Source organism: Paenibacillus sp. FSL R7-0163 (assembly GCF_037969975.1).
Lineage (GTDB): Bacteria > Bacillota > Bacilli > Paenibacillales > Paenibacillaceae > Paenibacillus_AQ > Paenibacillus_AQ odorifer.
This window is the reverse complement of the sequence record NZ_CP150224.1, coordinates 6469218-6492959: the sequence shown is the minus strand read 5'-3', so window position 1 is coordinate 6492959 and position 23742 is coordinate 6469218. Positions and strand designations below refer to the sequence as shown.

The 23742-nt window shown below is 48.0% G+C and carries 19 protein-coding genes; 3 read left to right on the top strand and 16 right to left on the bottom strand.

What is annotated here, in order from left to right:
* Position 1: 1 nt before the first annotated feature.
* Complete coding sequence (preA, locus tag NST45_RS28535; RefSeq protein WP_076222360.1) at positions 2–1291, bottom strand: NAD-dependent dihydropyrimidine dehydrogenase subunit PreA; 1290 nt, start codon at positions 1289–1291, stop codon at positions 2–4.
* A gap of 45 nt (positions 1292–1336) precedes the next feature.
* Positions 1337–2728, bottom strand: a complete 1392-nt coding sequence (locus NST45_RS28530; protein WP_051491219.1) for an NAD(P)-dependent oxidoreductase — start codon at positions 2726–2728, stop codon at positions 1337–1339.
* Between the two features lie 318 nt (positions 2729–3046).
* Here NST45_RS28530 and NST45_RS28525 point away from each other — a divergent pair, with 318 nt between their 5' ends.
* The gene (locus NST45_RS28525) at positions 3047–4735 is read left to right on the top strand and encodes a PucR family transcriptional regulator (RefSeq protein WP_036682056.1); all 1689 of its coding nucleotides are present in this window, start codon (positions 3047–3049) and stop codon (positions 4733–4735) included.
* Here the strand turns inward: NST45_RS28525 and NST45_RS28520 are convergent.
* The 6 genes from NST45_RS28520 to NST45_RS28495 form a co-directional block, all read right to left on the bottom strand.
* Positions 4710–6068 carry an aspartate aminotransferase family protein gene (locus NST45_RS28520; protein ID WP_036682058.1) on the bottom strand — a complete coding sequence of 453 codons (1359 nt, stop codon included), beginning with the start codon at positions 6066–6068 and terminating at the stop codon, positions 4710–4712. The two genes, NST45_RS28525 and NST45_RS28520, sit on opposite strands and share 26 nt — an antisense overlap.
* Positions 6069–6099: 31 nt before the next feature.
* The gene (locus NST45_RS28515; protein WP_036682059.1) at positions 6100–7563 is read right to left on the bottom strand and encodes a CoA-acylating methylmalonate-semialdehyde dehydrogenase; all 1464 of its coding nucleotides are present in this window, start codon (positions 7561–7563) and stop codon (positions 6100–6102) included.
* A gap of 105 nt (positions 7564–7668) precedes the next feature.
* Positions 7669–8769: an ABC transporter substrate-binding protein gene (locus NST45_RS28510; RefSeq protein ID WP_051491220.1), complete on the bottom strand. Its 1101-nt coding sequence runs from the start codon at positions 8767–8769 to the stop codon at positions 7669–7671.
* Positions 8770–8905: 136 nt separating this feature from the next.
* Positions 8906–9823: an ABC transporter permease gene (locus tag NST45_RS28505; RefSeq protein WP_051491221.1), complete on the bottom strand. Its 918-nt coding sequence runs from the start codon at positions 9821–9823 to the stop codon at positions 8906–8908.
* Complete coding sequence (locus NST45_RS28500; RefSeq protein ID WP_051491222.1) at positions 9823–10635, bottom strand: ABC transporter permease; 813 nt, start codon at positions 10633–10635, stop codon at positions 9823–9825. The genes NST45_RS28505 and NST45_RS28500 overlap by 1 nt, the downstream gene beginning before the upstream one ends.
* Before the next feature lie 2 nt (positions 10636–10637).
* The gene (locus NST45_RS28495; RefSeq protein WP_036682061.1) at positions 10638–11420 is read right to left on the bottom strand and encodes an ABC transporter ATP-binding protein; all 783 of its coding nucleotides are present in this window, start codon (positions 11418–11420) and stop codon (positions 10638–10640) included.
* Between the two features lie 281 nt (positions 11421–11701).
* Between NST45_RS28495 and NST45_RS28490 the strand changes: the two genes are divergently transcribed.
* Entirely contained in the window at positions 11702–13294 is a 1593-nt protein-coding gene (locus tag NST45_RS28490; protein WP_036682063.1) for a histidine kinase N-terminal 7TM domain-containing protein, read from the top strand.
* A 141-nt stretch (positions 13295–13435) separates the two neighbouring features.
* Positions 13436–14908, top strand: a complete 1473-nt coding sequence (locus tag NST45_RS28485; RefSeq protein ID WP_036682065.1) for an alpha-amylase — start codon at positions 13436–13438, stop codon at positions 14906–14908.
* 56 nt (positions 14909–14964) lie between these two features.
* Here NST45_RS28485 and mprF read toward each other — a convergent pair whose 3' ends face one another.
* The 8 genes from mprF to NST45_RS28445 form a co-directional block, all read right to left on the bottom strand.
* Positions 14965–17631 (bottom strand): bifunctional lysylphosphatidylglycerol flippase/synthetase MprF, encoded by a 2667-nt coding sequence (gene mprF, locus NST45_RS28480; protein ID WP_038573719.1) that lies wholly within the window; start codon positions 17629–17631, stop codon positions 14965–14967.
* Positions 17632–17998: 367 nt separating this feature from the next.
* Positions 17999–18349: a FlxA-like family protein gene (locus NST45_RS28475; RefSeq protein ID WP_036682071.1), complete on the bottom strand. Its 351-nt coding sequence runs from the start codon at positions 18347–18349 to the stop codon at positions 17999–18001.
* Positions 18350–18464: 115 nt separating this feature from the next.
* Positions 18465–19688, bottom strand: coding sequence for a multidrug effflux MFS transporter (locus tag NST45_RS28470; protein ID WP_036682442.1), 1224 nt, complete (start codon positions 19686–19688; stop codon positions 18465–18467).
* Positions 19689–19852: 164 nt separating this feature from the next.
* Positions 19853–20473, bottom strand: coding sequence for an alpha/beta hydrolase (locus tag NST45_RS28465; protein ID WP_036682072.1), 621 nt, complete (start codon positions 20471–20473; stop codon positions 19853–19855).
* The gene (locus NST45_RS28460) at positions 20470–21420 is read right to left on the bottom strand and encodes a ring-cleaving dioxygenase (RefSeq protein WP_038573722.1); all 951 of its coding nucleotides are present in this window, start codon (positions 21418–21420) and stop codon (positions 20470–20472) included. Before NST45_RS28460 ends, NST45_RS28465 begins: the two co-directional genes overlap by 4 nt.
* Positions 21421–21437: 17 nt before the next feature.
* On the bottom strand, positions 21438–21839 hold the full coding sequence (locus NST45_RS28455; protein ID WP_036682076.1) for a DoxX family protein: 402 nt from the start codon (positions 21837–21839) through the stop codon (positions 21438–21440).
* A gap of 115 nt (positions 21840–21954) precedes the next feature.
* The gene (locus NST45_RS28450) at positions 21955–22803 is read right to left on the bottom strand and encodes a neutral zinc metallopeptidase (RefSeq protein ID WP_038573724.1); all 849 of its coding nucleotides are present in this window, start codon (positions 22801–22803) and stop codon (positions 21955–21957) included.
* 196 nt (positions 22804–22999) lie between these two features.
* Positions 23000–23470, bottom strand: a complete 471-nt coding sequence (locus NST45_RS28445) for a MarR family transcriptional regulator (RefSeq protein WP_036682080.1) — start codon at positions 23468–23470, stop codon at positions 23000–23002.
* Positions 23471–23742: the final 272 nt, after the last annotated feature.

Genomic DNA, 23742 nt, shown 5'->3' with positions numbered 1-23742 from the left:
CTTACACCACCTCCACTTCCGAATAGGTGCCATTCAAACTCCCGATCACTTTCTGCCGCTGGTTCCAGGTCAGTGGGGCTGCCCCGGTATCGACTGGAACCATATCGATCGCGCCGTCTGCTGGACAGACAATAGAACAAAGATTACAACCTACACAATCTTCCTCGCGGACCTGTAGAATAGCTTTCCCATCTGCATTAGTTAACATATCAATACACTGATGTGAAGCATCTTCGCAGGCAATATGGCATTTATTACAGTTAATGCAGTTGTTCTCATTAATACGGGCAACGACCTTATAGTTGAGATCCAGATCACCCCAGTTGGAGTACCGGGATACCGATTTACCGATTAACTCTGTTACGGAAGCCAAACCTTTGTCATCCAAATAGTTGTTCAGGCCATCGATCATTTCCTCCACAATCCGGAAGCCATGATGCATGACCGCTGTACATACTTGAATGCCCGTTGCACCCATCAACATGAATTCAACAACATCCTGCCAGGTCGAAATCCCTCCAATACCGGAGATAGGAATGCCGACTCCCCGGTCACGGGCACACTCGGCCACCATACTAAGCGCAATTGGTTTCACAGCCGGCCCGCAGTAACCGCCATGCGCACCCTGACCCCCAACATTCGGAATGGTGTTCCAGCTATGAATATCTACACCAGCAAGACTGTTGATCGTGTTGATCATACTAATCGCGTCCGCTCCACCCTTAACCGCATGGCGGGCAACGACGGTGATATCCGTAATATTAGGCGTCAGCTTCACAATCACCGGGGTCGTCGCAACTTCTTTTACCCAGGTGGTCTGTGCCTGCACCAGATCAGGCTGCTGCCCCGAAGCAGCGCCCATTCCACGCTCAGCCATCCCGTGCGGACAGCCAAAGTTAAGCTCCAGACCGTCTACACCCACATCCTCTACCCGCTTAACAATCTCATGCCATTTATGCTGCGTTGGTTCTACCATCAGGGAGGTTATAATCGCATGATTCGGGAATCTTTTTTTCGTTTCATAGATTTCCTTCAGATTAACTTCAAGCGGACGGTCGGTGATCAGTTCAATATTGTTAAAGCCCGCAACCCGTTGCCCATTGAAATTTACTGCCGCAAAACGCGATGAGGTATTAATGATCGGATCGCCGAGCGTCTTCCACACCGCCCCGCCCCAACCTGCTTCAAAGGCCCGCTGCACTTGATAACCTGTATTCGTAGGCGGCGCGGAGGCCAGCCAGAACGGATTCGGTGATTTGATTCCTGCGAGATTAATACTTAAATCTGCCATTGATGTTCCCTCCCTGTCATGTAAAATCCAATATGATTTCTACGCTCAGCCCGCAGATCTAACAACGACCTCCTGCTGGCCTGAGAATTGTTTAACAATCGCATGGGCTGCATCTTTTCCCTGCTGTGCCGCTGATACAACCATGGCCTCGCCTTTACCTGAACCAAATATGATGTCCCCAGCGGCATAAATCTGCGGATCGGAGGTTTGGCAGGTGACCTCATTCACCCTCACAACCCCACGGTCATGCATAAGACCTAAGGAATCTATTAGATCCAGACGACGCTTTTGACCAATAGCTATTACAACTGCATCTACAGGAATCAAGAACTCAGAACCCTCGATCGGCATAGGTATTGGACGCCCATCTTTGCCCAGCTCCTCCGTCAGCTTCATCTGCACACATTCCAGTGCAGTTACATTCCCAAGCCCATCACCCACGATACGTTTCGGTAAGGTAAGCCAGTTGAACTCCACACCTTCCTGCTTCGCAAATTCATATTCAAAGTCATAAGCCGTCATCTCTTCGCGGGTCCGGCGGTAGACCATTTTCACATTGGTGGCTCCCAGCCGCACTGAGCAAGTCGCTGCATCAATAGCCGTATTCCCTGCACCAATGACAGCGACCCGCTGACCCATCAGCTCTAGTAGAGGAATGCCCGTCTTAGTGGATTCTACGAGCGCAATAGCATCATAAACTCCAGCCATTTTTTCACCCTCAATCCCTATTGGAGGCACATAACCCATACCCGCTGCCAAAACGATGGCATCATAATTCGACTTCAGCTCATCTACAGAAACATCTACTCCGACTTTCACACCTGTACGTATTTCCACACCCAGCTTCTCTACCTGCTCTACTTCCCAAAGAGATACAGACTGCGGGAGCCGAAACGATACAATCCCATGTGTATCCAGCCCACCCGCTAACGCCTTCGCTTCGTAGATCACAACAGCAAAACCTTCACGGGCGAGTTCCCTAGCCGCTGACAATCCCGCAGGACCACCGCCGATAACGGCTACCTTTTTCCCATTAGGAATGCCAGCCTTAAATAATTGAACTCCGCTGTTCATCGCCCAATCTGTCGCATAACGCTGCAGCAGTCCGATTTGGATCGGCGCCGAGGCATCATTTAACACACAGGCGCCTTCACACAGCTCATCTGTAGGACAAACACGAGCACAGCTGGCACCCACAGGATTGGAATCCATAATCGTCTGTGCCGAGCCTTTCAGATTGTCAGTGGCGATCCGTTTGATAAAGGAGGGAATATTAATGCTGGTCGGACATGCTTTTATACATGGGGCATCATAGCAATATAGACAGCGATTGGACTCATCCATGGCACCTTTATGGGTCAGAGGCGGCTCAGCCTCGGCGAAATTACGCATGAACATATCAGGTGTAAATGCTGTTAACGGAGAAGAATGCTCCATCACTAGTCCCTCCTTATGGGTAATTTTTCATATTTGTGTTATATAATATAACATTATTTCAAGTTTTGTCTGAATATTTTGCTTACATCTTTTAATTATTGTAGTAATATAAGCTTTAACAGAAATTATCTCTCAACGTTCTCCCTGATTAGGTTATATATACTGACATCCGTTAATCAAACTATAGTCATTTCGAATTTTCGTTGCATTAGACACTTTGTCTAATTTCAAAACTGTATTTTTTACGTGTGAGAATAGGCTGAGAATAACAGGGCATTAACCGAAGGCCAGAGCGCAGAAGATCGAGGGGGAGTAACTATGGACTGGGAGCTTGTATTAACCATTCGTGACGCTTTAAAAAGACCACTATTCGCAGAAGCCGAGGTGATCGGCGGGAAAAGCGGCCTAAGCCGTGCCATTCGCTGGGTGCATGTGCTGGAAAGTGCCAACTTCGAGACTCTGATTCATGGCGAAGAAATGATTTTGACTACGGGGATTGGTGCAAGTGTCGATCTCCCTTCCTCCTTGGAGTTTATGCAGAACCTGATCGACAAAAATGCAGCTTGCCTATGTATTGAGTTAGGTACGTATTTCAGCACCATCCCGCAAGAGATGATCGAATTAGCCGATAGGCATGACTTTCCGCTAATCATCTTCACCCGCACGGTTCGTTTCGTAGATATCACGTTGGATCTTCATTCGATTATCATCAACCGGCATCACCGGATGCTCCAAGAACTTGAAAAAATCTCACGTGAATTCCACCGTCTGACCTTAACTTCACAAGGAACGCTGAAAGTGCTGCAATTATTGTGCAAAAGCACCCGCACACAAATTGTCTATATGCAGCTACAAGGCAAACCCTTATTTTTCCCGGCCCTTTCGCCGGAAGAGCAGGCTCCATTGCTGAATTTTTTCACCGCCTTCGGCGACGAGCTGGAAGGAATTCAACCTGACGCTGCCCCCTATATCCGGGAATATGGACAGAAGACCATCGCGCTCAAGCCTGTAGGTGCGCTGGATCAGACCTGGGCTTACATTCTGATGGTATGCAATCACAAACCACAGGAATTCGACTGTCTGCTGCTGGATTCCGCCTCTTTGTCCATTGCTCAGGAGCTGCTGCGAACCCGGTATATGGAGGAGCGCAAGCTTTTTTCAGAAAATCTATGGGTCGACGAGCTGATCAATGGCCGCATCGAAGATGATAACCGCTTAAAGGGCCTGATAGGCTCTAATTTCAACGTGGTCAACGAGCTCCCTTACCGTGTATGCCTTATAGAGATCAAGAACCCCAGAGATGTAAAATGGAACAGCTCGGAGAACGAATGGGAGTCCATCACCTTCCACCTTTCGCTCATCCTGCGTTCCATCTTTGAGAAATATTCTTTACGTCCGCTGATCACCCTTAAGAACAATCGCCTCACCGTCATCGCCCTCGACATCCAATCAAAAATGCCTGGCAAAATGCGACTTCAACAAGCACTTGAAGCCCTGCAGAACATCCGCTCCGATGAGAAGCTCAAGGATTTGCAGCTCGTCATTGGAGTCAGCAAATCGCATAAGCGCCTAAAACGAGCCTATTCCGGTTATCAGGAAGCCCTACAGGCATTGTCGTTATACTCCTGTTACCAGAAGTCACTGCTCTTCTATGAAGAGCTGGGTGTATTCCAGTTGCTGTTGAGCTTAAATGACGGAAAAACGTTGCAGAACTTCATTCGCAGTTATCTCGGCCCGCTAATCGACCACGACCAAACCAAAGGCAGCGAGCTGCTGCTTACCCTTCGTGTTTATCTGGATCATGATGGTTCCAAACAAATTGCCGCTCGAAACTTATTCATTGTCAGACAGTCACTTTATTATCGCCTGGACAAAATAACAGAGCTACTGGGTGAAGACTTCATGCAGCCAGAGAATCGGATCTCCATTCAAGTCGCCCTGCGCGCTTACCAATTTCTATATCCAGACAAAATCACTTTACCTAGCCCCCGTTCAGCACAGATTTAAAGGTATCGATAATAAATTCTATATCTTCATCCGTGGAGGATAACGGCGGGGCGAAGGTAAGCACATTGTTGAACCCAGCTACGGTATCGCCATTTTTGCCGATGATAAGCCCCTTGGACTTACATTCGGCAATAATTCCTTTCACAATATTCAGATCAACCGGCTTCTTACTGACCTTGTCTTCAACCAGCTCAACCCCTGTCATCAAACCAAAGCTGCGGACATCACCTACAAGCTTGTGATCAAGCAGCTCGGTAAATTCTGTATTTATTCTTTTACCTAAAAGATCCGCACGTTCCACCAGCTTCTCCTGCTCGATAATCTCCAGATTACGCAGCGCCAGCGCACAGGAGGCAGGGTTGCCACCAAAAGTATTCACATGGCGAAAATGGCCATAGTCATCGCTATTGTCCTTAAATACCTCATAGATATCCTTACGAACAGCAGTCGCGGATAAAGGAAGATAAGCGCTAGTCAGTCCCTTAGCCATCGTTACGATGTCAGGCTTCACATTAAAGTTGTGATGACCAAACTTACGTCCAGAACGCCCGAATCCACAAATCACCTCATCCATAATGAGCAACACACCGTGCTTACGGCAGATTTCCTGCACCCGATCCAAATAAACCTGATGCGGTACAATGACGCCACCACCCGTAATTACAGGCTCCATAATCACCGCAGCTACCGTCTCCACGCCTTCCCAGATGATCATATCCTCTATGGACTGTGCACACTGGAGGTTGAATTCTTCCACAGTCATCCCGGCCGGGCGGCGATAGCTGTCCGGGGGAGCTACATGCAGAAACCCACCCGCCAGCGGTTCATATTTATATTTGCGCTGGGCCTGGCCTGTTGCAGATAATGCACCCAGCGAACTGCCGTGATATCCACGATAACGGGCAATGAATTTATGGCGATAATGCTGGCCGATTTGCTGCTGGTACTGGCGTGCCATTTTGAAAGCAGCCTCATTGGCTTCCGATCCACTATTGGAAAAGAAGATCACGTAATCGCCTCCGAGCCATTCATTCAGCTTCTCCGCCAGCGCAATCGCCGGGAGATGACTTTGTGTCAGAGGAAAATAAGGCAGGGTCAGCAACTGATTGTAAGCAGCTTCCGCCAGCTCCTTGCGCCCGTATCCCACATTTACACACCATAAGCCAGACATCCCATCCAAAAATCGATTGCCCTGTATATCCGTAATCCACGACCCACTCGCCGAGGCGGCAATCATAGGCGGATTCTTTTCACTATAAGGCGTAATGTTGTGCCATAAATATTCCTGATCCTTCTTCACCGCAAGCTCGCTATCGTTCCCCAGACTCTGCATAACATTTTCTCCTCTCAGCAGCTCATTTTCTCTAATAACGGGCAGTGATCATCTTTTTACGCGTATAGAACTCCACCCCATCACGCCCATTGGCATGCAGGTCTCCATAGAACGATTTCTTATAACCCGAGAAGGGGAAAAATGCCATGGGCGCAGGCACGCCCAGATTCACACCCAACATCCCTGCATCAATTTCTTCCCGAAATTCACGAACCGCCTTTGCGCTGTCTGTATAAATACAAGCCCCATTCGCGAATGGGGACTGATTCGTTACCCCAATCGCTTCACTCAGACTTTTCACACGAATCACTGACAATACCGGTGCAAAAATCTCATCCTTCCAGATGGTCATTCCCGGCTGTACATGATCAAATATCGTCGGCCCGATAAAATAACCCGCACCACCCGTAGCAGCATCCTTCCGCCCGTCTCTCACAAGCTTGGCTGCCTCAGCTTCACCAGTCTCAATGTAATAAAGCGTCCGCTCCTTATTCGACTGGCGAATTACCGGACCCAAAAACACCCCGTCATCGGCGCCATTACCAATCTTAAGCTCATCCGCAGCCGCAGCCAGACGGTTCACTAGCTCGTCAGCGATATCCTCATGAACCACTACGACCGAGCAAGCCATACACCGCTCACCTGCCGAGCCAAAGGAGGCCGCAATGATATTTTTGACCGCATTGTCCAGCTCCGCATCAGGCAGCACAATCGAGTGATTCTTAGCGCCTGCCAATGCCTGAACCCGCTTCCCTTGCGCCGTCCCTGCCTTATATACATATTCCGCAACCGGCTGCGAACCCACGAACGAAATCGCCTTCACTTCATCATGCTCCAGCAGCCCATTCACAACCTCGTGTGCCCCATGTACCACATTCAGTACACCTGGAGGAAAGCCCGCTTCGGCAAATAACTCTGCCAATCGATTAACAAGCAGCGGTGTCCGTTCAGAAGGCTTCAGCACAAAGGTATTTCCACAAGCGATGGCAAGCGGAAACATCCAACAAGGAACCATCATCGGAAAGTTAAAAGGGGCAATTCCCCCGATAACCCCCAATGGATAGCGGTACATCCCGGATTCAATTCCGGTAGCAATGTCCGGGAGCTGGCTGCCCATCATCAACGTGGGGATGCCTGCGGCAAATTCCACACACTCAATTCCACGCTGCACCTCACCTTGCGCCTCTTCCAGACTTTTGCCATTCTCCAGCGTGATCAGCTCGGCCAGCTCATGCCAATGCTTCACCAGCAGCTGTTGATATTGGAAAAAGTAGCGGGCACGACGCGGCACAGCGACCCTTTTCCACACTTGAAATGCCACTGCAGCCGCATCTACCGCCGCACCCAGCTCTTCCCTACTGGAAATGGGCACATAGGCAATCACTTCACCCGTCGCCGGATTATATACCTCTTCATCTCGCCCGGACGACGATTCTACCCAAGCTCCATTCACATAATTCTTAACTCTTTCAGCCTGCGTTACTAGGAGAGACATAGCTCGCACCTCTTTCTCTGTTTCAGATGCACTGATGGACTGCTGATTATAATAGATGACCGCCAGATCAGGCGGCCATCCACTGTAACATTTGAGCTCAACTGGTTATTTTGCCGCCATTTCTACGATTTCGTTCGTGTAAGCCTCATCTACCTTAACCGGTTCTTTAATGACACCAAATTTAAGCGAAATATCAGCAGTTTGCTGGAACGCCGCCGCATCGGTATATCCCATCTTGGCACTGTCAAAGCCTTCAGGTAGAATCAGCTTGGCAACCTCAGTCATCATTGTCAGCTGATGTTCCTTCGTTGTACTGCCGTCTTCCGCTTGCTTCATCACACTGTCCACTGCGGCTGCAGGATCAGCAATTGCATCTTTCCAGCCTTTCAGGGAGGCACGTACGAACTTTGCCGCAGTCTCTTTGTTCTCCGCAAGCCATTCCTTATTGGCGAACAAGTTATCCTCAAGCATCGCAACGCCTTCCGTATTCATGTCGATGACATTCAGATCCTCAGCCTTAATGCCTGACTCCAACACTACTTGGTACTCGTTATAGGTCATCGCTGAGGCCGCATCGATCTGATCGCCCAAGAACTGATCCATCGTGAACCCTTGCTTCGTAAAGCTCAGATCCTTATTCGGATCGAACTTATATTTATCGAATAACGCTAATAGTTCAAACTCGTTGCCGCCCATCCAGTTGCCTACTTTTTTACCCTTAAGATCAGCGGCTGAGTTGATGCCCGCCGATTTTTTGGAAACCAGGACCAATCCGCTCTTTTGATAGATTTGCGCGATCTGCACCAGCGGCATTCCCTCTTCAAGACTCGGCAGCAAGCTGGCTACCCAACCCACACCGATATCTGCGGAGCCGCCTGCCACTTGCTGTTCCGGAACGATATCAGGCCCACCCGGCAGAATTTCTACATCCAAGCCTTCTTCCTTGTAATATCCTTTATCCTGCGCCACAAAATACCCAGCGAATTGTGCCTGCGGCACCCATTTCAGCTGTAGCTTCACTGTAACTGGATCAGCAGCCGGTTCAGTAGCAGCACTTGCGTCAGGAGCTGCTGATACTTCAGGGGCAGTCGTAGCTTCAGCTGCCGAGTTATTATTGTTGCCACCGCAACCCGCCATTAAAGAAACACTCAACATCATCACGATTGCCAACAAACCACCACGAAATTTGCGTTTTTTCCCGTTCATCAACCGAACTCCCCCTATCGTAATTTAAGTTTGTAACAAGCACAGTATGGACAAGCATCGTGGTGCGTTTATGCATACAGCCGCGGGCGGTTTCTCTTTTCCATTCCCACTATGGCCGGATGTAATGAGGGCGAGATTAAGTACGCTGCGAAGGATGCCACTTAATGAATACTTTCTCCAGCCGCTCAACCACTAAATAGAAGAGCACGCCTGCAATTGCAGCCAGCACAATACAGGACCAGCCCAGTGGCATTTTGGCAACTTTAATGGAATTGGAGAGCAGATATCCAAGCCCCTTTGAGGAGAAAAAGAATTCCCCAACAATGGCGCCAATCATACTGGCAGTAGCATTAATCTTCAGTGCTGTAAATACATAGGGCAGACTGCTCTGAATCCGCAGATAACGGAACACTGCCGGTTTACCTGCCGCATAAGAATGCATCAGATCCAGCGCCAATGGATCAATCGCCGCCATGCCCTTATAGGCGTTGATCGCCATCGCTGCCATTGTAGTTGCTGTTACTATGGCAATTCGTGAGCCTATCCCATCTCCAAACCACAGATTCATGATGGGCGCGAGGGCGACGATGGGCACAGCATTTAGGGCGGCAACCAGCGTCAAGCTTCCACTCCCCCAGCGCGGCCAAGCCGTAGCGACTAAAGCGATCAGGAAGCCGATAGCAGAACCAACCAACATTCCCAGCACAGCTTCAGCAAGCGTGTATCCGGTATAGGACAACAACAAGCTGAAATTATCTCGCATAGTTTCGGCGATGGCTGTAGGCAGCGGGAGTTGATACTTTTTCAGATCAAAGATCTTATGAAAGAATTGAAATTCCCATAGTGCAAGAAATAACAGACCTGCCAGTACAGGCAGCAGCACCCCTGCACTAAATATCCTCTTCAGCATTCGTGAGCCGCCTCGACTCGCCGTAGCTTCCGCAGGTTTCGGAACGGCTACAGCATTCTTTTGTGTAGCCGTTAGCGCCGGCTGAGCCATTTCTTTACCAGTAGAGCCTATAAACGAGGTCTCCCGAACGGAGTTAGTTTCCATTAGCGGCTGCCTCCTTTCGGACGATATTCAGGCTGCCAAGGCGTTACCAGGCGTTCTATCAGACTGATTAACCAGTAGCTTACGATCCCCAGCAAGGCACCCACAATCACCGTAGACCAGAACATATAGGTGTGAGAGCTTCCATAATAGAGATTGCGCAGCATAATTACACCAATGCCATGCTGGGCACCCATAAGCTCCACCAGAATAGCTCCAGTCACAGCAAGTGGGGCAGCTATCTTAAGCCCACCGAACAAACCCGGCAAAGCCGCTGGGAATCTTAGTTTCCAATAGACCGCCCAAGGTTTGGCCGCGTAAGAATGCATCAATTCGAGCGCTGATGGATCTACACTCCGCAAGCCGCGCAGCATGTTCAGAGCCACCGGGAAAAAGGTGATATATCCCGAAATAATAATCCGCGAGGTCTGCTCATCGCGCACAATCCCGTAGATGATGGGTGCCAACCCCAGAATCGGAATCATCTGCGAGGCAATAGCATAAGGAAAAGTTAATTGCTCTATTGTCTTCGACAAACTCATCAGCACCGCCAATGAGGCACCAGCTACCGCTCCAATCAGGAAGCCAACACCAGCATTACCGAAGGTCGCAGCCCCCTCCTTCAAGAGCGTGCCTCCATACTGCCACAAGGTAGCTAACACCTCATGAACATATGGCAGCTTGGACTGTGCTAACGGCGTCTCCACCACATGGAGCAGCATCCAGGAAGTGCCTTCCCAGACTAGCAGCAGGCCAAAAATCCAGACGAACAACGGCAGCAGACGACCTCGCACAAAGATACTGCCCCCTTTCATCACTACACCCCTTCGAAGCTGTCGCGAATACGTGCGATCAGTTCGAAAAACTCTGGGCTATTTCTCATTTCCGCCGTTCGCGGACGTGGCAGAGGAATTTCGACCACAGCAGACAAGCGACCCGGATGCGGGGAAAGAACAAACACCCGGTCAGAGAGGAATATAGATTCAGGAATACTATGAGTTACAAAAACAATTGTGTTCTGCACTTTACTCCAGACAGACAATAGCTCTTCATTCAATCGCTCACGCGTAAATTCATCCAGCGCAGAGAATGGCTCATCCATGAGCAGAATTTCCGGCTCCATCGATAGCGCTCTGGCAATCGCTACACGCTGTTGCATCCCGCCGCTGAGCTGCCACGGATATTTATCCGCAAAGCTCTGCAACCCCACCAGATCAAGAAGCTCCATCGCCTTTTCCTCACGGATTGACTTCTTTACCCCCATCAGCTCCAGCGGCAATGTGATGTTATGCTTCACTTTCCGCCAGTCGTATAACACTGGACTTTGAAAAACAATGCCATATTTTTGCGCCAGCCTGGCTTCTCTGGCACTTTTCCCAGCTACCACAATGTTCCCGCCTGTTGGTGCTATGAGATCGGCCATCAGTCTAAGCAGCGTCGTTTTTCCACATCCGGAAGGTCCGAGCAGGGAGACGAACTCCCCTTTAGCAATATCAAGACTCACCTGATGCAGGGCAAGCACTTCCGCAGCTTCTGTCCGATAACGCATTTCAACATTCTCCAGCTGAATCTCAGGAATATTTGTCGCTAGTGATGACATCCTCAGCCCCCCTTTTCAAAATAAGTCATGTTTATAATGTTATATAAACTGACGTGATATAGATAAGATCAAGAAAACTTCTATCGCATGTAGTATTAACTAACATGTTACACGCTGCTCACTGGACTCTCACTAGACAATTAGTAAAATAGCTCCTGTTAAATTGCGTCATTTTGTCTAGGAGACATTTTTTTGACTACAAACCCGAAGTATTTTTTTTATATCCGTAGATATGTGGTAATATTTATCCATATCTTTCCTCGGCAGGTGACAATAGACCCATGGGATCTATAATCTCGAACTATATTGTAATTGTTGCTATATCAGGTGTGCTGAGCGTCTTATTAGCCCTTTTCGCCTATTATAAAAAAACTGATTTCTTAGGAATCAGGGCTTTTGTTATAAGCTCCTTTACCTCTGCTATTTACACCTTCGGCTTCGCATTAGAGTTATCGGGGAAAACCCTGGAGGAAATCAGCTTCTGGATTAAGTTAGAATATCTGGGGATGCCCTTCATTGCGCCAGCTAGTCTAATCATGGTGATCCATTTCGTTGGGCTGGAGACGCTGTTTAAAAAAGGCATACGGGCGGCGTTATTTATCATTCCGTTCATTACAACGCTGCTGGTTTGGACCAATGATTACCATCATCTCTTCTATAAATCCATTTATTTACGGGAAAATACGCCCACCCCACTCGTTGATGTTGTGATGGGACCTTGGTATATCGTTCACGGCAGCTTTACTTTTGGCTGTCTGCTGGCAGCCATTTGCCTCATGATATGGCAGTGGAACCGGATGAAGCGGGTATACCGCAGGCAGATCATCACAATAATAATCGGGTTAAGTCTTCCAACACTTGGCTCTTTTTTGTATCTGATGGGCTTGACTCCTTACGGAATGGATCCCGTCCCGATCATTATGAGCCTGACCTCCTCCCTATATATTTGGGCTATTTTATCCCGGGGCATGTTAACGGCTGCGCCTATTGCTCGTGAGAATCTCTTCGAGAGCATGCGGGAGGGAGTGCTTGTCACCGACCGCTCGGACATGCTCGTCGATTACAATCGTGCAGCCGCGGATATGATAGAGGGGCTCAACTCCTCATCGATTGGCAAACCGCTAGCGCAATTGTTTCTTAACGCAGGCAAAGACGCCTTGTCCTATGTGATGGACGCCGAGCCGCTGTTGCGCGAAGAACGGGAAGTGGCTTGGAACAAAGCAGAGGAGGTCTGCTATTATCAAATCCGTTCCTCTCCGGTACAAAAACAAGAGGGGCACATAGCAGGACAGATGATCATGCTGATTGACGTGACTGAACGAATACTGCTTCAGGAGAAGCTGCGCCAATTGGCTACGATGGACAGCCTAACCGGTATCTATAACCGCTCCTATTTTTTGGAGCTGAGTCGAGCTCTCCTTGCCCGGTCCGCCAGCCTGCGAAGTTCATTATCTATGATTTTGCTGGATGTGGACTTCTTCAAGAGCATTAATGACCGCTATGGACATCAATACGGAGATCAAGCTCTCCAGCATATTGTCCAAGTGTGCAGCAGACATCTGCGGGAGGGAGATCTCTTTGGCCGTTATGGTGGCGAGGAATTTGTGATCTGTCTGCCAGAGACGTCGCTGAAGCAAGCTGCATTGCTCTGCGAAACTATCCGCGCGGATATTGAACAAAGCACCTTATATACCGTCATCGGGCCCATTAATGTGACCGCCAGCTTTGGAGTTGTGGAGGCCCTAAATCCAGAGGCCACTCTAGAAGAGCTGCTATCTGAAGCCGACCATGCTCTGTATAGCTCTAAACGGAATGGACGCAACGCTGTGCATCTCTCCCAAAGGTCAGAAATCATTCTTTTCAAACCTGTTTAATGACAATCATGTCCCTTCCTGCGCATTCAACAACTGGCCTTATTTTTCATAGTCTGTTTTTAAGTTTAATAAGAGTTATCTGAAAAACTAATCAGAGTGTTGAGAGTAAAATTTGCTTGATGGGATATGGAGGCGTAAGAAATAATGAGGAACCATACAATGATGCAGTTTTTTGAATGGCATGTTGCTGCGGACGGGAAACACTGGGATCGCTTAAAAGAAACTGCACCCGCGCTAAAAGCCGTAGGCATTGATTCTGTTTGGGTACCTCCTGTGACAAAGGCCGTCTCCGCAGAAGATACAGGCTATGGCGTGTATGATCTATATGATCTGGGCGAATATGACCAAAAAGGTACGGTACGCACCAAATATGGCACCAAACAAGCACTGATCAACGCAATTTCGGAATGTCAAAAGAATGGCATCGCCGTTTACGTTGATTTGGTCATGAATCATAAGGCAGGCGCGGATGAAAAGGAAGTATTCCAAGTCATCGAGGTCGACCCCAATGATCGGATGAAAGAAATTTCGAAACCTTTCGAGATTGAGGGCTGGACAAAATTCACCTTCCCTGGCCGCGGAAATGAACACTCTGCCTTTAAGTGGAATCACAATCATTTTAACGGCACTGACTTTGACGCCAAAGAAGAGCGAACCGGCGTATTCCGTATAGTAGGCGAGAATAAAGCGTGGAATCAGAATGTTGACGACGAGTTCGGAAACTATGATTATCTAATGTTCGCTAATATTGATTACAGCCATCCCGAAGTCAAAAAAGAAATGATCCAATGGGGAAAATGGCTGGTGGACACCCTCCACTGCAGCGGCTTCCGCTTGGACGCCATCAAACATATCAACCATGAGTTTGTTAAAGAATTCGCGGTAGAGATGTTTAATAAATGCGAGAAGGACTTCTATATCGTCGGTGAATTCTGGAATTCCGACTTAGAGTCCTGCCGACAATTTCTGAATACCGTCGATTATAAAATTGACCTCTTCGATGTATCCCTTCACTACAAGCTGCATTCAGCTTCTTTGGAGGGCAGAAACTATGATCTGACTAAAATTCTTGATGACACACTGGTGCAGACCCATCCCACCAATGCTGTAACCTTCGTTGACAATCATGATTCTCAGCCTCACGAAGCCCTGGAATCCTGGGTAGATGATTGGTTCAAGCAAAGTGCTTACGCGCTTATCCTGCTGCGACGGGATGGATATCCTGTGGTCTTTTACGGGGATTATTATGGGATCGAAGGACCAACACCTGTAGCAGGTAAAAAAGATGCGATTGACCCTCTGCTGTATACCCGCTATCACAAAGCTTATGGTGAACAGAAGGATTATTTCGATCATCCTAACACGATTGGCTGGACACGGCTCGGCGTGGAGGATATTGAACACTCCGGTTGTGCGGTTGTGATCAGTAATGGTGAGAATGGCCAGAAGAGAATGTTCGTAGGAGAACATCGCGCCGGTGAAGCATGGGTGGATTTCACCCATAACCATAAAGCCACCATAACCATTGAAAAAGATGGTTGGGCGACCTTCCCGGTCAATGGCGGCAGCGTCTCCGTCTGGGCTCTGCCGGATGCAGAAGCTGACAAGAAGTAAATCACTTGTACCTGATTAAAAAGGTGCCCAACGCCGTTTGGCGTTGGGCACCTTTTTTAGTTATTCGCTTTATGCTCCGGATGTCGGGATACAAGCCTCACCAGATCCAGCGTTAAGACGGGTAATGTTAGGGACGCTGGATAAGCCAAGTAACGCGGCTCCCACTCTGGATTGAACTTTTCCTTGTAACGACGCAATCTGGCAAAACCGTAACCATGCCCATGCCCACCTCTATTAAACACTTGATGAGCCAGCTTCTCCTCCTTCAGAGCTCCGGGGTCCTGCCCCCCACTGGATGATAGAGGAGTGTTGCCTAGATTAAATCGCCGATACCCCTTGGACTTCGCCCATTCCAACATACAAACCAATAAATAATCTACCGTCCCGTTTGGGACATTCTTCCGCTGGCGCAACAAATCTACAGACAGAGTCAATCCTTGATCATACCCCGGGGCAATAGAAGCAAATGCCAGTATTGTACCTTTGGCGTTCCGCAGCACCGCAATGGGAGCCAGTTGCAGATAGTCGACCTTAAACCAGCCTAACGAATAACCCTTTTCCGCTCGGCCATTCAACCACTCGTCCGAAATCGCTCGCAGTTCTCTCAGCAAACTATCAGCAAGCGGCGCTTCTGTAATTTCAACAAACATGCCTTCCCGTTCAAAACGATCGCTTACACTTTGCAGATCACCTTTCTTCAGACCACTGAGTGCAATGTTATCAAGGCTTATCACTGCCTCTTCACCCAGCTTAAAAAAGCGATAGCCCTGCTCCTGATAGACCGATAAAAAAGCAGGTGAAGCTTGATAGAAAACTACAACCAGACCATACTGATCTGCAGCTTGTCTAAATTCACTGATGGCTTCATTTATTAAGCTTCTCTCTCCCAGCGGATCACCCAGCACAACGAGCTTATCCCTAACTCTGGCGAAAGCGAGCAGCACTTTATCGTTCTGAGCCCAGAAGAAGCCCTTATCACCCAAAAATAACGTATGCGTTAAGGTATTGCCTTGAACTCCATCTAGAAAATGTTTCAGTTTAGCTACATCCAAGGTCCCGAACAGCTCGTTCTCCTTATGATGGGGCCTGAGGTTTACCCACATTATGAGCAGTACCCAAGACAAGACCAATCCTCCCACTGCCGTAAATGCAACATGACTATACCGCTGCAACCATTCAGGCTGTACACCCGGAGGCAGATGCTTCAGAAATCCACGATGTACATAACAGCCCATCAGATAGTAGCTTAGTGCAATTACTGAGGTGAGGGCAAACCACCAGATCGCGCTCTGTCTGCTGATTGGCGCACTAATCCGATAAAACCGCGATCTGGAAATCCAAAGAATAAGCGCTACTATAAGTAACAAAAGCGCCTCTTCATAATCAAAACCCTTAGTGACTGCAAACAACGATCCAATAAACAGAAGTACGCTAGTCCATACATATGCACTATGAACCCGCAATGTAATGCCCCGCGACAATAAAATCAGCATAAAACCAATAAGTACTGACAGATGATGAGATAGCTGCATTACCGGAAACGGCAATATTTCCTCCGTAATCTTCAACCTATACAGCAATCCGGGTACTGCTGCAGATAGTAAGAGAATAAGCCCGCTAGCTAGTACCAGCTTGCCAAGAGCCCACATCCCAAGATCGCTCAGAAAGGTATACTGACCCGGCCAGCCCCAGATCTTCTGCCATTTGTTAAGAGAGGGTTCGAACCCTGGAACTGAACGATCTTGATCCTTTTTTCCTTGCAGGCCAATTTCCAGTGCAGCCAGCACCAATCCGATCAACCAAGGAATGACATAATAAAACAATCGAAAGATGACAAGCACCGCCATCGCCTTATCGGTCTGGTAGCCAAGCTGTGTCAGCCCGAGCAAGGCAATAAGGTCAAATGCACCGATACCGCCGGGTGCCATACTCAAGATGCCGGCAATGGCAGCAATCGTAAATATACCAAAGATAGCTATAAAATGGACCTCATCCAAGAGATGGCTGCTGATGGTCCAAAACGTCACGCCAGCAAAGCTCCATTCCAGAAAGGAAGCACCGACGGAATTAACGACTGTAAGCCATGGTGTTCTACCTTTTCCCCGGTTAATCCATTTCGCATAAAGCGATGAGCGCTGTACAAACACAAAAACCGGCAAATAAAGCGCCATTCCCCATACTGCAAACACCAGCCAGCGATGTTCTTCCATCAAAGCCGTTGCCGGGAGTAAACCAAAGATATTCGCCCACGAAAGTAGCGATAACCCGGTAATCATAAGCGGCGACAGAAATACAATGGCGGGTGTTAGCACGGAGGTCGGCACCCCGCTTTTTTTATACAGCAGCGTCCTTAAACCAACTCCAGCCAGACCCGCAAACCCAATCAAGTTATTAAATGTATTAGCAATCCATGCATACCGAAAGGTACTCCACAGCCCTACTTTTAAACGAAAATGTGCCCGAATCAAATAATCATAAGCACTCATCACAGCTACGGAAAGAAGTGCAAAACCAATCATTTGCAAAATAGCAGACGTAGGTACTCGCCTTAGTTCACGCATTATAAGTCCTAAATGAACCTGCTTCAGCTCATGTTGTCCCTCCCAGTATACGAACGCTATGATAGCCACTGGAAAAAGGGCTCTGACCGCCCGGATCCGATAGATAGATAAGATCAGTCTTACAATTTTGAATCTTTCTAATGTCTGTTGCTTTGAATGCATGAGCCCACCTGCCTTTACCGCTGACACACGTTGTGCTAGACAATTTTTACAACTAGTCCATTATAGCAATTCTTGGAATAGAAGACCCGTGATAATCAACACCTACTCTATTAGACTGCCAGCAAATCCCTAACCCCTGCAACAGTTAAAGATTTTTTGGGAAATGAGGATAAGCATAGTTAATATATTACGAAGCTGGACAGATCAATATGACGGAACTTTATTTTAGCGGTATCTTTCTAGTATTGGCCAACAATGTGATAAAAGAACATTTAAATTGTAGTCTAAACTTAAAAATACATAACAAAAAGGACATCCCTCACGGCAAAGGATGCCCTTTTTGTTATGTAACACGACTTAGTATGGTTTATACACGAATATCAAATCTGCCTTGGCTATTCGTTGTTGCGGTAGCGATCTCTTGCGGGCTTGCCGCAGCAAGCGCGTTGTTTGCAGGTTTGGCAGGTGCTTCTGCACTACTGCTTGCTGCGGAAGCACTGCTCTGCGACTTCTGGGAAATTTGTGCCTCGATTTGCTTGATCTGCTGCTCAATTTGTTTCGTTTTCGTTTCTTTGGTCTTCGCGTCATCCGAGCTGGCATCAATCTTGTCCAATTCGGCTTCCAGCTTCGCTTTTTGTTTCTCGAGCGCGCTGGTATCTGTAGCACTAGACGTCGAGGTGGTATACGATGTAGAACCTGAGACTGCGGATATACTCATAATCATCCCTCCCTTCCTTACCTCCAATATAATCCTTTTGCAGATAAGGAACGTTAAAACCCGCTGAAAGTTTGCTGAAAGTTTTGCTCACTTTCAAGGTTATAAGGATAAGCTGTTAGGAATTGGTGTTTCCCCGTCTGACCAACAGAAAATAAGACAGAATAGAGAGAACACCCGTACAGGCAATCACAATCGCCATCGGAAGTGCTGAGTCTACGCCCCCAAGGCCCACAAGCGGTGCTACACAGCTACCAAGCAGCAACGGTAACAGTCCGATTAAAGCCGAAGCACTGCCTGCGGCTTCTCCTTGGTCCTGCATTGCAAGTGAGAAGCTGGTTGCTCCGACAATCCCCACACTGGAGACAACGGCGAACAGACAGATTAGAATAGGGATCAGCCCTCCCCCTACCAGGATCGTAAGCAGCAGCAAGACGCCCCCCGTTGTACAGAGCAGCAACCCGCTAAGCAGTAGCTTCGTCTCACTCACCTTACCAGCTAGTCTGCCGGCGATTTGACCTGTAATAATAATCCCAATCCCGTTCACAGCAAAGATCAAACTGTATACCTGCGGAGTAACCGCAAAAATATTTTGCAAAACAAAAGATGACCCTGAGATATAAGCGAACATAGACGCTGTAACAAAACCTTGGGACAAGGCATAACCCATAAACTTGCGGTTGCCAAGTAACACCTTAAAGGTAAGCAGAGTACCCTTCAACCCGCTCTTGGAGCGCCGCTCCTTCGGCAATGTCTCAGGCAAGCGCAGGAGAATCGTCAAGCAGAAGATAATTCCGGCAGCAAATAATACGAGGAATATCCCCTGCCATGTAGTCACTCTTAAGAGCTGTCCTCCAATGACTGGAGCCAAAATCGGACCCAGACCATTAACAATCATCAATAAAGAGAAAAATTTCGTTAGTTCAGAGCCACTATACAGATCACGCACAGCCGCCCTAGAGACAACTACACCCACTGAACCAGCAAGACCTTGAATAAACCGCAAAACAATTAAAAGTCCAATCGAAGGACTAAAAGCACATAGCACTGAGGAAACGGCATAGATGAACATCCCTATAAGCAGTGGACGGCGACGTCCATATACATCACTCAGTGGTCCAGCTACTAACTGACCTGAGGCCAGTCCCAATAAAAAGAAGGTGAGACTTAGCTGCACCAAAGCAGCCGTCGTACCGAAATCGTCGACAAGTGTAGGCAGCGCCGGCAAATACATATCAATCGATAACGGCCCAATGGTTGTAATGGAGCCCAGAATAACAGCAAGTTGCAATCTCTGCTTCCTAGAGGGTCCATCTACAGCAAGTTTATTAGCATTTTGCATTCCAATCATGATCCTTACGTCAACCTTTCTAAAGCAACCCGGGGGCCTTTTTTTGTATTCTTCATACTAACGTAAAGGAACTCAAATGATCAATCCTTTTATAAGACCTCATTCGGGGCTAATAACTTAAAAATAACCGCCAAAAGGCGGTTATCCTAATTGTTTTATTCATTTTGAGATGTACTAAACCCCTGTAGCCAATCTTTGGCGGCTTCGGCTTCCGCCATACTCAAGCGGTGACCTTGGTTGCCCCAATGGGTTGTAACCTCAGCGCCTGCTTTCTGCAGAATCCCCTCTAGCTCCTGAGTTTCCGTAGATGTTATTAGCGGATCATTCGTACCTGCCCCAATAAAGATAGACACCCCTTCAAGAGAAGGAAGCTCCACATTGCGTAATGGCACCATCGGATGCAACAGCACTGCCGCGCGGAAAATGTCCTTATAATGAAACAAAAGGCTACCAGCAATGTTTGCACCGTTAGAGTAACCAACCGCTACCAGATTGTTGGCATCAAACCCGTATTTTTCTGACGCTTCATCCAGAAATTTCTTAATCTCATGGGTACGGAAAACTAAGTCCGCTTCATCGAACACTCCTTCTGCCAGCCGACGGAAGAATCGTGGCATGCCATTCTCCAGCACATTGCCCCGTATACCTAGCACCGATGAATCTGGGGATAACATCTCAGCCAGCGGCAGCAAATCCTGCTCATTACCACCTGTACCATGAAACAACACTAACGTAGGTTTAGTTATATCTTTACCTTTACGGAATACATGAATCATCCCTGCTTCACCTCAATTTCTCTTACTTGAATAGGCGTTAAGTTTTCTTCGATGGCCGCGCGATGCGGCTCAAACCAGGACGGCAGCATCAACTTTTCACCCAACGCATCTGGGGCTTCATCACGGGCAAAACCCGGAGGATCTGTAGCGATCTCGAACAGGATTCCTCCTCTTTCACGGAAATAGATCGCATTAAAATACTGACGGTCTTGAACGGGTGTAGGTCTATGCCCATGACTCTGTACATGGCGCGACCATTCCAGTTGCTCTGCATCATCCTTTGCCCGCCACGCGATGTGATGAACTGTCCCTGCACCTCCCGCTCCGAGCGGAACGGGTGATGTCTTCAAATCAATAATATTACCTAGCTCCCCATTGGTTCTATAGCGAGTATATCCATCTCCGTCAGCAATATGTTCCATACCCAGCGTATGAACAAGTGTCTCAGCTGTTTGCAACGGATTGCTGCTATACAGCACAGCCCCGCCAAAACCTTTGATCGCGTATTTAGTAGGAATCCCACCAAAGGACCACTTACTGAGCGGGCCTTCCTCACGTTCCACCAGTTCAATCCGCAGACCGTCGTAATCGGCAAAAGCTAAATAGGGTTCCGAGATCCGACTTCCTTTTGTAACCGAAATTCCGTATTCAGCAAGGCGTTGTTCCCAGAATTGCAGAGCACCAACCGGCACTGCGTAGATCGTTACGCCAACTTGACCACTGCCGATTCTGCCTCTACGCCCTACAGGTGAAGGGAAAAATGTAATAATCGTTCCCGGAGCACCCTGCTCATTCCCAAAGTATAAATGATAGACCTCTGGAGCATCAAAATTAATCGTTTTTTTCACGAGCCGTAGGCCCAGAATCCCGGCGTAGAAATCAACATTGCGCTGAGCGTCTCCGACAAAAGCTGTAATATGGTGTATTCCTGCAGTTTGAAGTGTCATTATTATAAACTCCCTTCTTAGTTAAAAAACAATGCATCTAGAGAAATCGAACCTGGTCCCGTAAGCGCCACACCTACCGCAAATACCAGAACCGTGAGCGGAAACTCAATCCCGTTCGAAGTGGACCAGAAACCATTTGGAGCATGAACCTTAACGATTGCCCCCAGCATCGTGGCAGCGATCAACACCGCTGCAACAGGCGTTAACAGTCCTGCCGCGAACATAAATCCGCCCACCAGCTCCATAATCCCTGCTAAAATCGCCATAGTCACACCCGGTTTGATTCCGATGGACTCCATCCAGCCTCCCGTACCCTTCGGACCGTAACCTCCGAACCATCCAAATAGCTTTTGTGCACCATGTCCTATAAACGCAAGTCCAATCACCAATCTCATTAATAACAGTCCTACACTTATCATTTTTACATTCCCCTATTCCTTTGATTTAATTATCTTAATGTTAAGATATTGGGTAAAAAAGAGCGCCCGGCGAACCGGAATAACCTATGGGCTGCTCTCCTCTTCCCTCTTCTATCTACAACTCGGAGGCGTTAAACGTATCGCCGCCCTTAATCGTACCCGAGTTAAAACCTTTGTAGAACCAGCGCTTTCTCTGCTCTGAGGTACCGTGAGTGAAACTATCCGGCACTGCATAGCCCTGAGCCTGCTTCTGAATCGTATCATCGCCGACGGCGCTTGCAGCTGCCAGAGCTTCCTCTAAGTCGCCTTCCTCCAGCAGATTCATACCCTGAGCATGATTGGCCCAGACACCGGCGAAATAATCAGCCTGCAGCTCAAAACGAACCTGATATTTGTTGTACTCCTTCTCACTCAACGTCTGACGAAGGGAATCGAGCTGTTTCGAGGTGCCTAGTAATGTCTGTACATGATGTCCAACCTCATGGGCAATAACATAAGCCATGGCGAAGTCGCCCGGCGCATGGAAGCGTTGCTGCAACTCATCATAAAAGCTCAGATCAATATATAGTTTGGCGTCACCCGGACAGTAGAACGGACCGACTGCCGAGGTCGCTGTTCCGCAAGCAGAGTCTACACTCCCACTGTATAGCACTAAGGTGGGGTCCGTATAGGTCATTCCCTGCTGCTGAAAAATCTCACCCCAAACCTCCTCTGTGTCGGCAAGAACTACCGATACAAACTCCGCAAGCTCTTGCTCCTCTGCGGTCTGTTCATAAGGGGCCGTTGAACTGGAGCCTGTGGAAGTCAAACTTCCCAGGATATCCCCGGCATTGCCTCCACTGAGTAACGTGATGACCAGGACAAGGATAATTCCTCCGATCCCGCCACCAATCATCTTGCCGCCGCCGCTCATGCCTCTGCGGTCCTCCACGTTCGAACTCCCTCTTCTTCCCTGCCATTTCATGGCCAAGCCCCCAGTCGAAATATCAGGTAATCTTAAGTAAATGGCTACCTGGCTTCGTTAAGTTAAATATCTTATTAGTGATATACCCAAAAAAGCAGGGTTTCACTTATACTTACTGGAGTTGGGAGAATGAGGATGGAGCCGAACTACTTCCAACCTTATAGAGGCGCCTAGTTATTCGTCATGTTCGCAGCGCCTACACACCTTTGCCAAGCTTTTTCATTAATTCGATAGCCTGGACTTTCTCTTCCTTATCTAATCCACCCATCAAATCATGAATTGAGGCTACATGACGAGGGAAAATCTCATCAAACAGTTCACGGCCTGCATCCGTAATCTCCGCATAAGTAACGCGGCGATCCTCGCTACAGGGTACACGTTTCAGCAGTCCCTTTTTCTCCAACTTGTCGATATTATAGGTAATGCTTCCGCTCGTAACGAGAATTTTCTCCCCGATCTGTTGCAGCGGAATCCGCGTTCTATGGTAAAGTACTTCAAGCACCATGAATTCAGCCGAAGCCAAGCCATAACTCTTCATATCCTTCACCGCATGATCCATTAGGCTCTTATAAGCCTTAGATAAGACTACGAACAATTTCAGTGAGGCGGCTTGTTCTTCGTCAGGTGCACTCTCTGTATTACGCAGATTTACTTGTTTATCACTCATCAATTCCACCTCCACTTCAATCAAACTTGTATTCAATCCATTTATTTGTCTTTACATTAAATATCTTTAAGTTAAGATAACTATACGACTTCCCATCCTCCTTGTCAACCTCATCGCTAAAAAAGTCACTTCCGTCTAGAGACCGGTAAGTTTCCTTTGACACTTTACAGGGAGTGATAAAAATCACCCCAAGTTTGACCTGACCTATAAAAGGGCGTATTCTTGTCTTTACGAATGACTCTTTAGTAAGCGATTTCAATACCCTAAAGGAG

What these genes read in the sequence shown, in the direction of transcription:
- preA (WP_076222360.1), bottom strand. Translation starts at nt 1,291, where the DNA reads ATGGCAGATTTAAGTATTAATCTCGCAGGAATCAAATCACCGAATCCG.
- NST45_RS28530 (WP_051491219.1), bottom strand. Translation starts at nt 2,728, where the DNA reads ATGGAGCATTCTTCTCCGTTAACAGCATTTACACCTGATATGTTCATG.
- NST45_RS28525 (WP_036682056.1), top strand. Translation starts at nt 3,047, where the DNA reads ATGGACTGGGAGCTTGTATTAACCATTCGTGACGCTTTAAAAAGACCA.
- NST45_RS28520 (WP_036682058.1), bottom strand. Translation starts at nt 6,068, where the DNA reads ATGCAGAGTCTGGGGAACGATAGCGAGCTTGCGGTGAAGAAGGATCAG.
- NST45_RS28515 (WP_036682059.1), bottom strand. Translation starts at nt 7,563, where the DNA reads ATGTCTCTCCTAGTAACGCAGGCTGAAAGAGTTAAGAATTATGTGAAT.
- NST45_RS28510 (WP_051491220.1), bottom strand. Translation starts at nt 8,769, where the DNA reads ATGAACGGGAAAAAACGCAAATTTCGTGGTGGTTTGTTGGCAATCGTG.
- NST45_RS28505 (WP_051491221.1), bottom strand. Translation starts at nt 9,823, where the DNA reads ATGGAAACTAACTCCGTTCGGGAGACCTCGTTTATAGGCTCTACTGGT.
- NST45_RS28500 (WP_051491222.1), bottom strand. Translation starts at nt 10,635, where the DNA reads ATGAAAGGGGGCAGTATCTTTGTGCGAGGTCGTCTGCTGCCGTTGTTC.
- NST45_RS28495 (WP_036682061.1), bottom strand. Translation starts at nt 11,420, where the DNA reads ATGTCATCACTAGCGACAAATATTCCTGAGATTCAGCTGGAGAATGTT.
- NST45_RS28490 (WP_036682063.1), top strand. Translation starts at nt 11,702, where the DNA reads ATGGGATCTATAATCTCGAACTATATTGTAATTGTTGCTATATCAGGT.
- mprF (WP_038573719.1), bottom strand. Translation starts at nt 17,631, where the DNA reads ATGCATTCAAAGCAACAGACATTAGAAAGATTCAAAATTGTAAGACTG.
- NST45_RS28475 (WP_036682071.1), bottom strand. Translation starts at nt 18,349, where the DNA reads ATGAGTATATCCGCAGTCTCAGGTTCTACATCGTATACCACCTCGACG.
- NST45_RS28470 (WP_036682442.1), bottom strand. Translation starts at nt 19,688, where the DNA reads ATGCAAAATGCTAATAAACTTGCTGTAGATGGACCCTCTAGGAAGCAG.
- NST45_RS28465 (WP_036682072.1), bottom strand. Translation starts at nt 20,473, where the DNA reads ATGATTCATGTATTCCGTAAAGGTAAAGATATAACTAAACCTACGTTA.
- NST45_RS28460 (WP_038573722.1), bottom strand. Translation starts at nt 21,420, where the DNA reads ATGACACTTCAAACTGCAGGAATACACCATATTACAGCTTTTGTCGGA.
- NST45_RS28455 (WP_036682076.1), bottom strand. Translation starts at nt 21,839, where the DNA reads ATGATAAGTGTAGGACTGTTATTAATGAGATTGGTGATTGGACTTGCG.
- NST45_RS28450 (WP_038573724.1), bottom strand. Translation starts at nt 22,803, where the DNA reads ATGAAATGGCAGGGAAGAAGAGGGAGTTCGAACGTGGAGGACCGCAGA.
- NST45_RS28445 (WP_036682080.1), bottom strand. Translation starts at nt 23,470, where the DNA reads ATGAGTGATAAACAAGTAAATCTGCGTAATACAGAGAGTGCACCTGAC.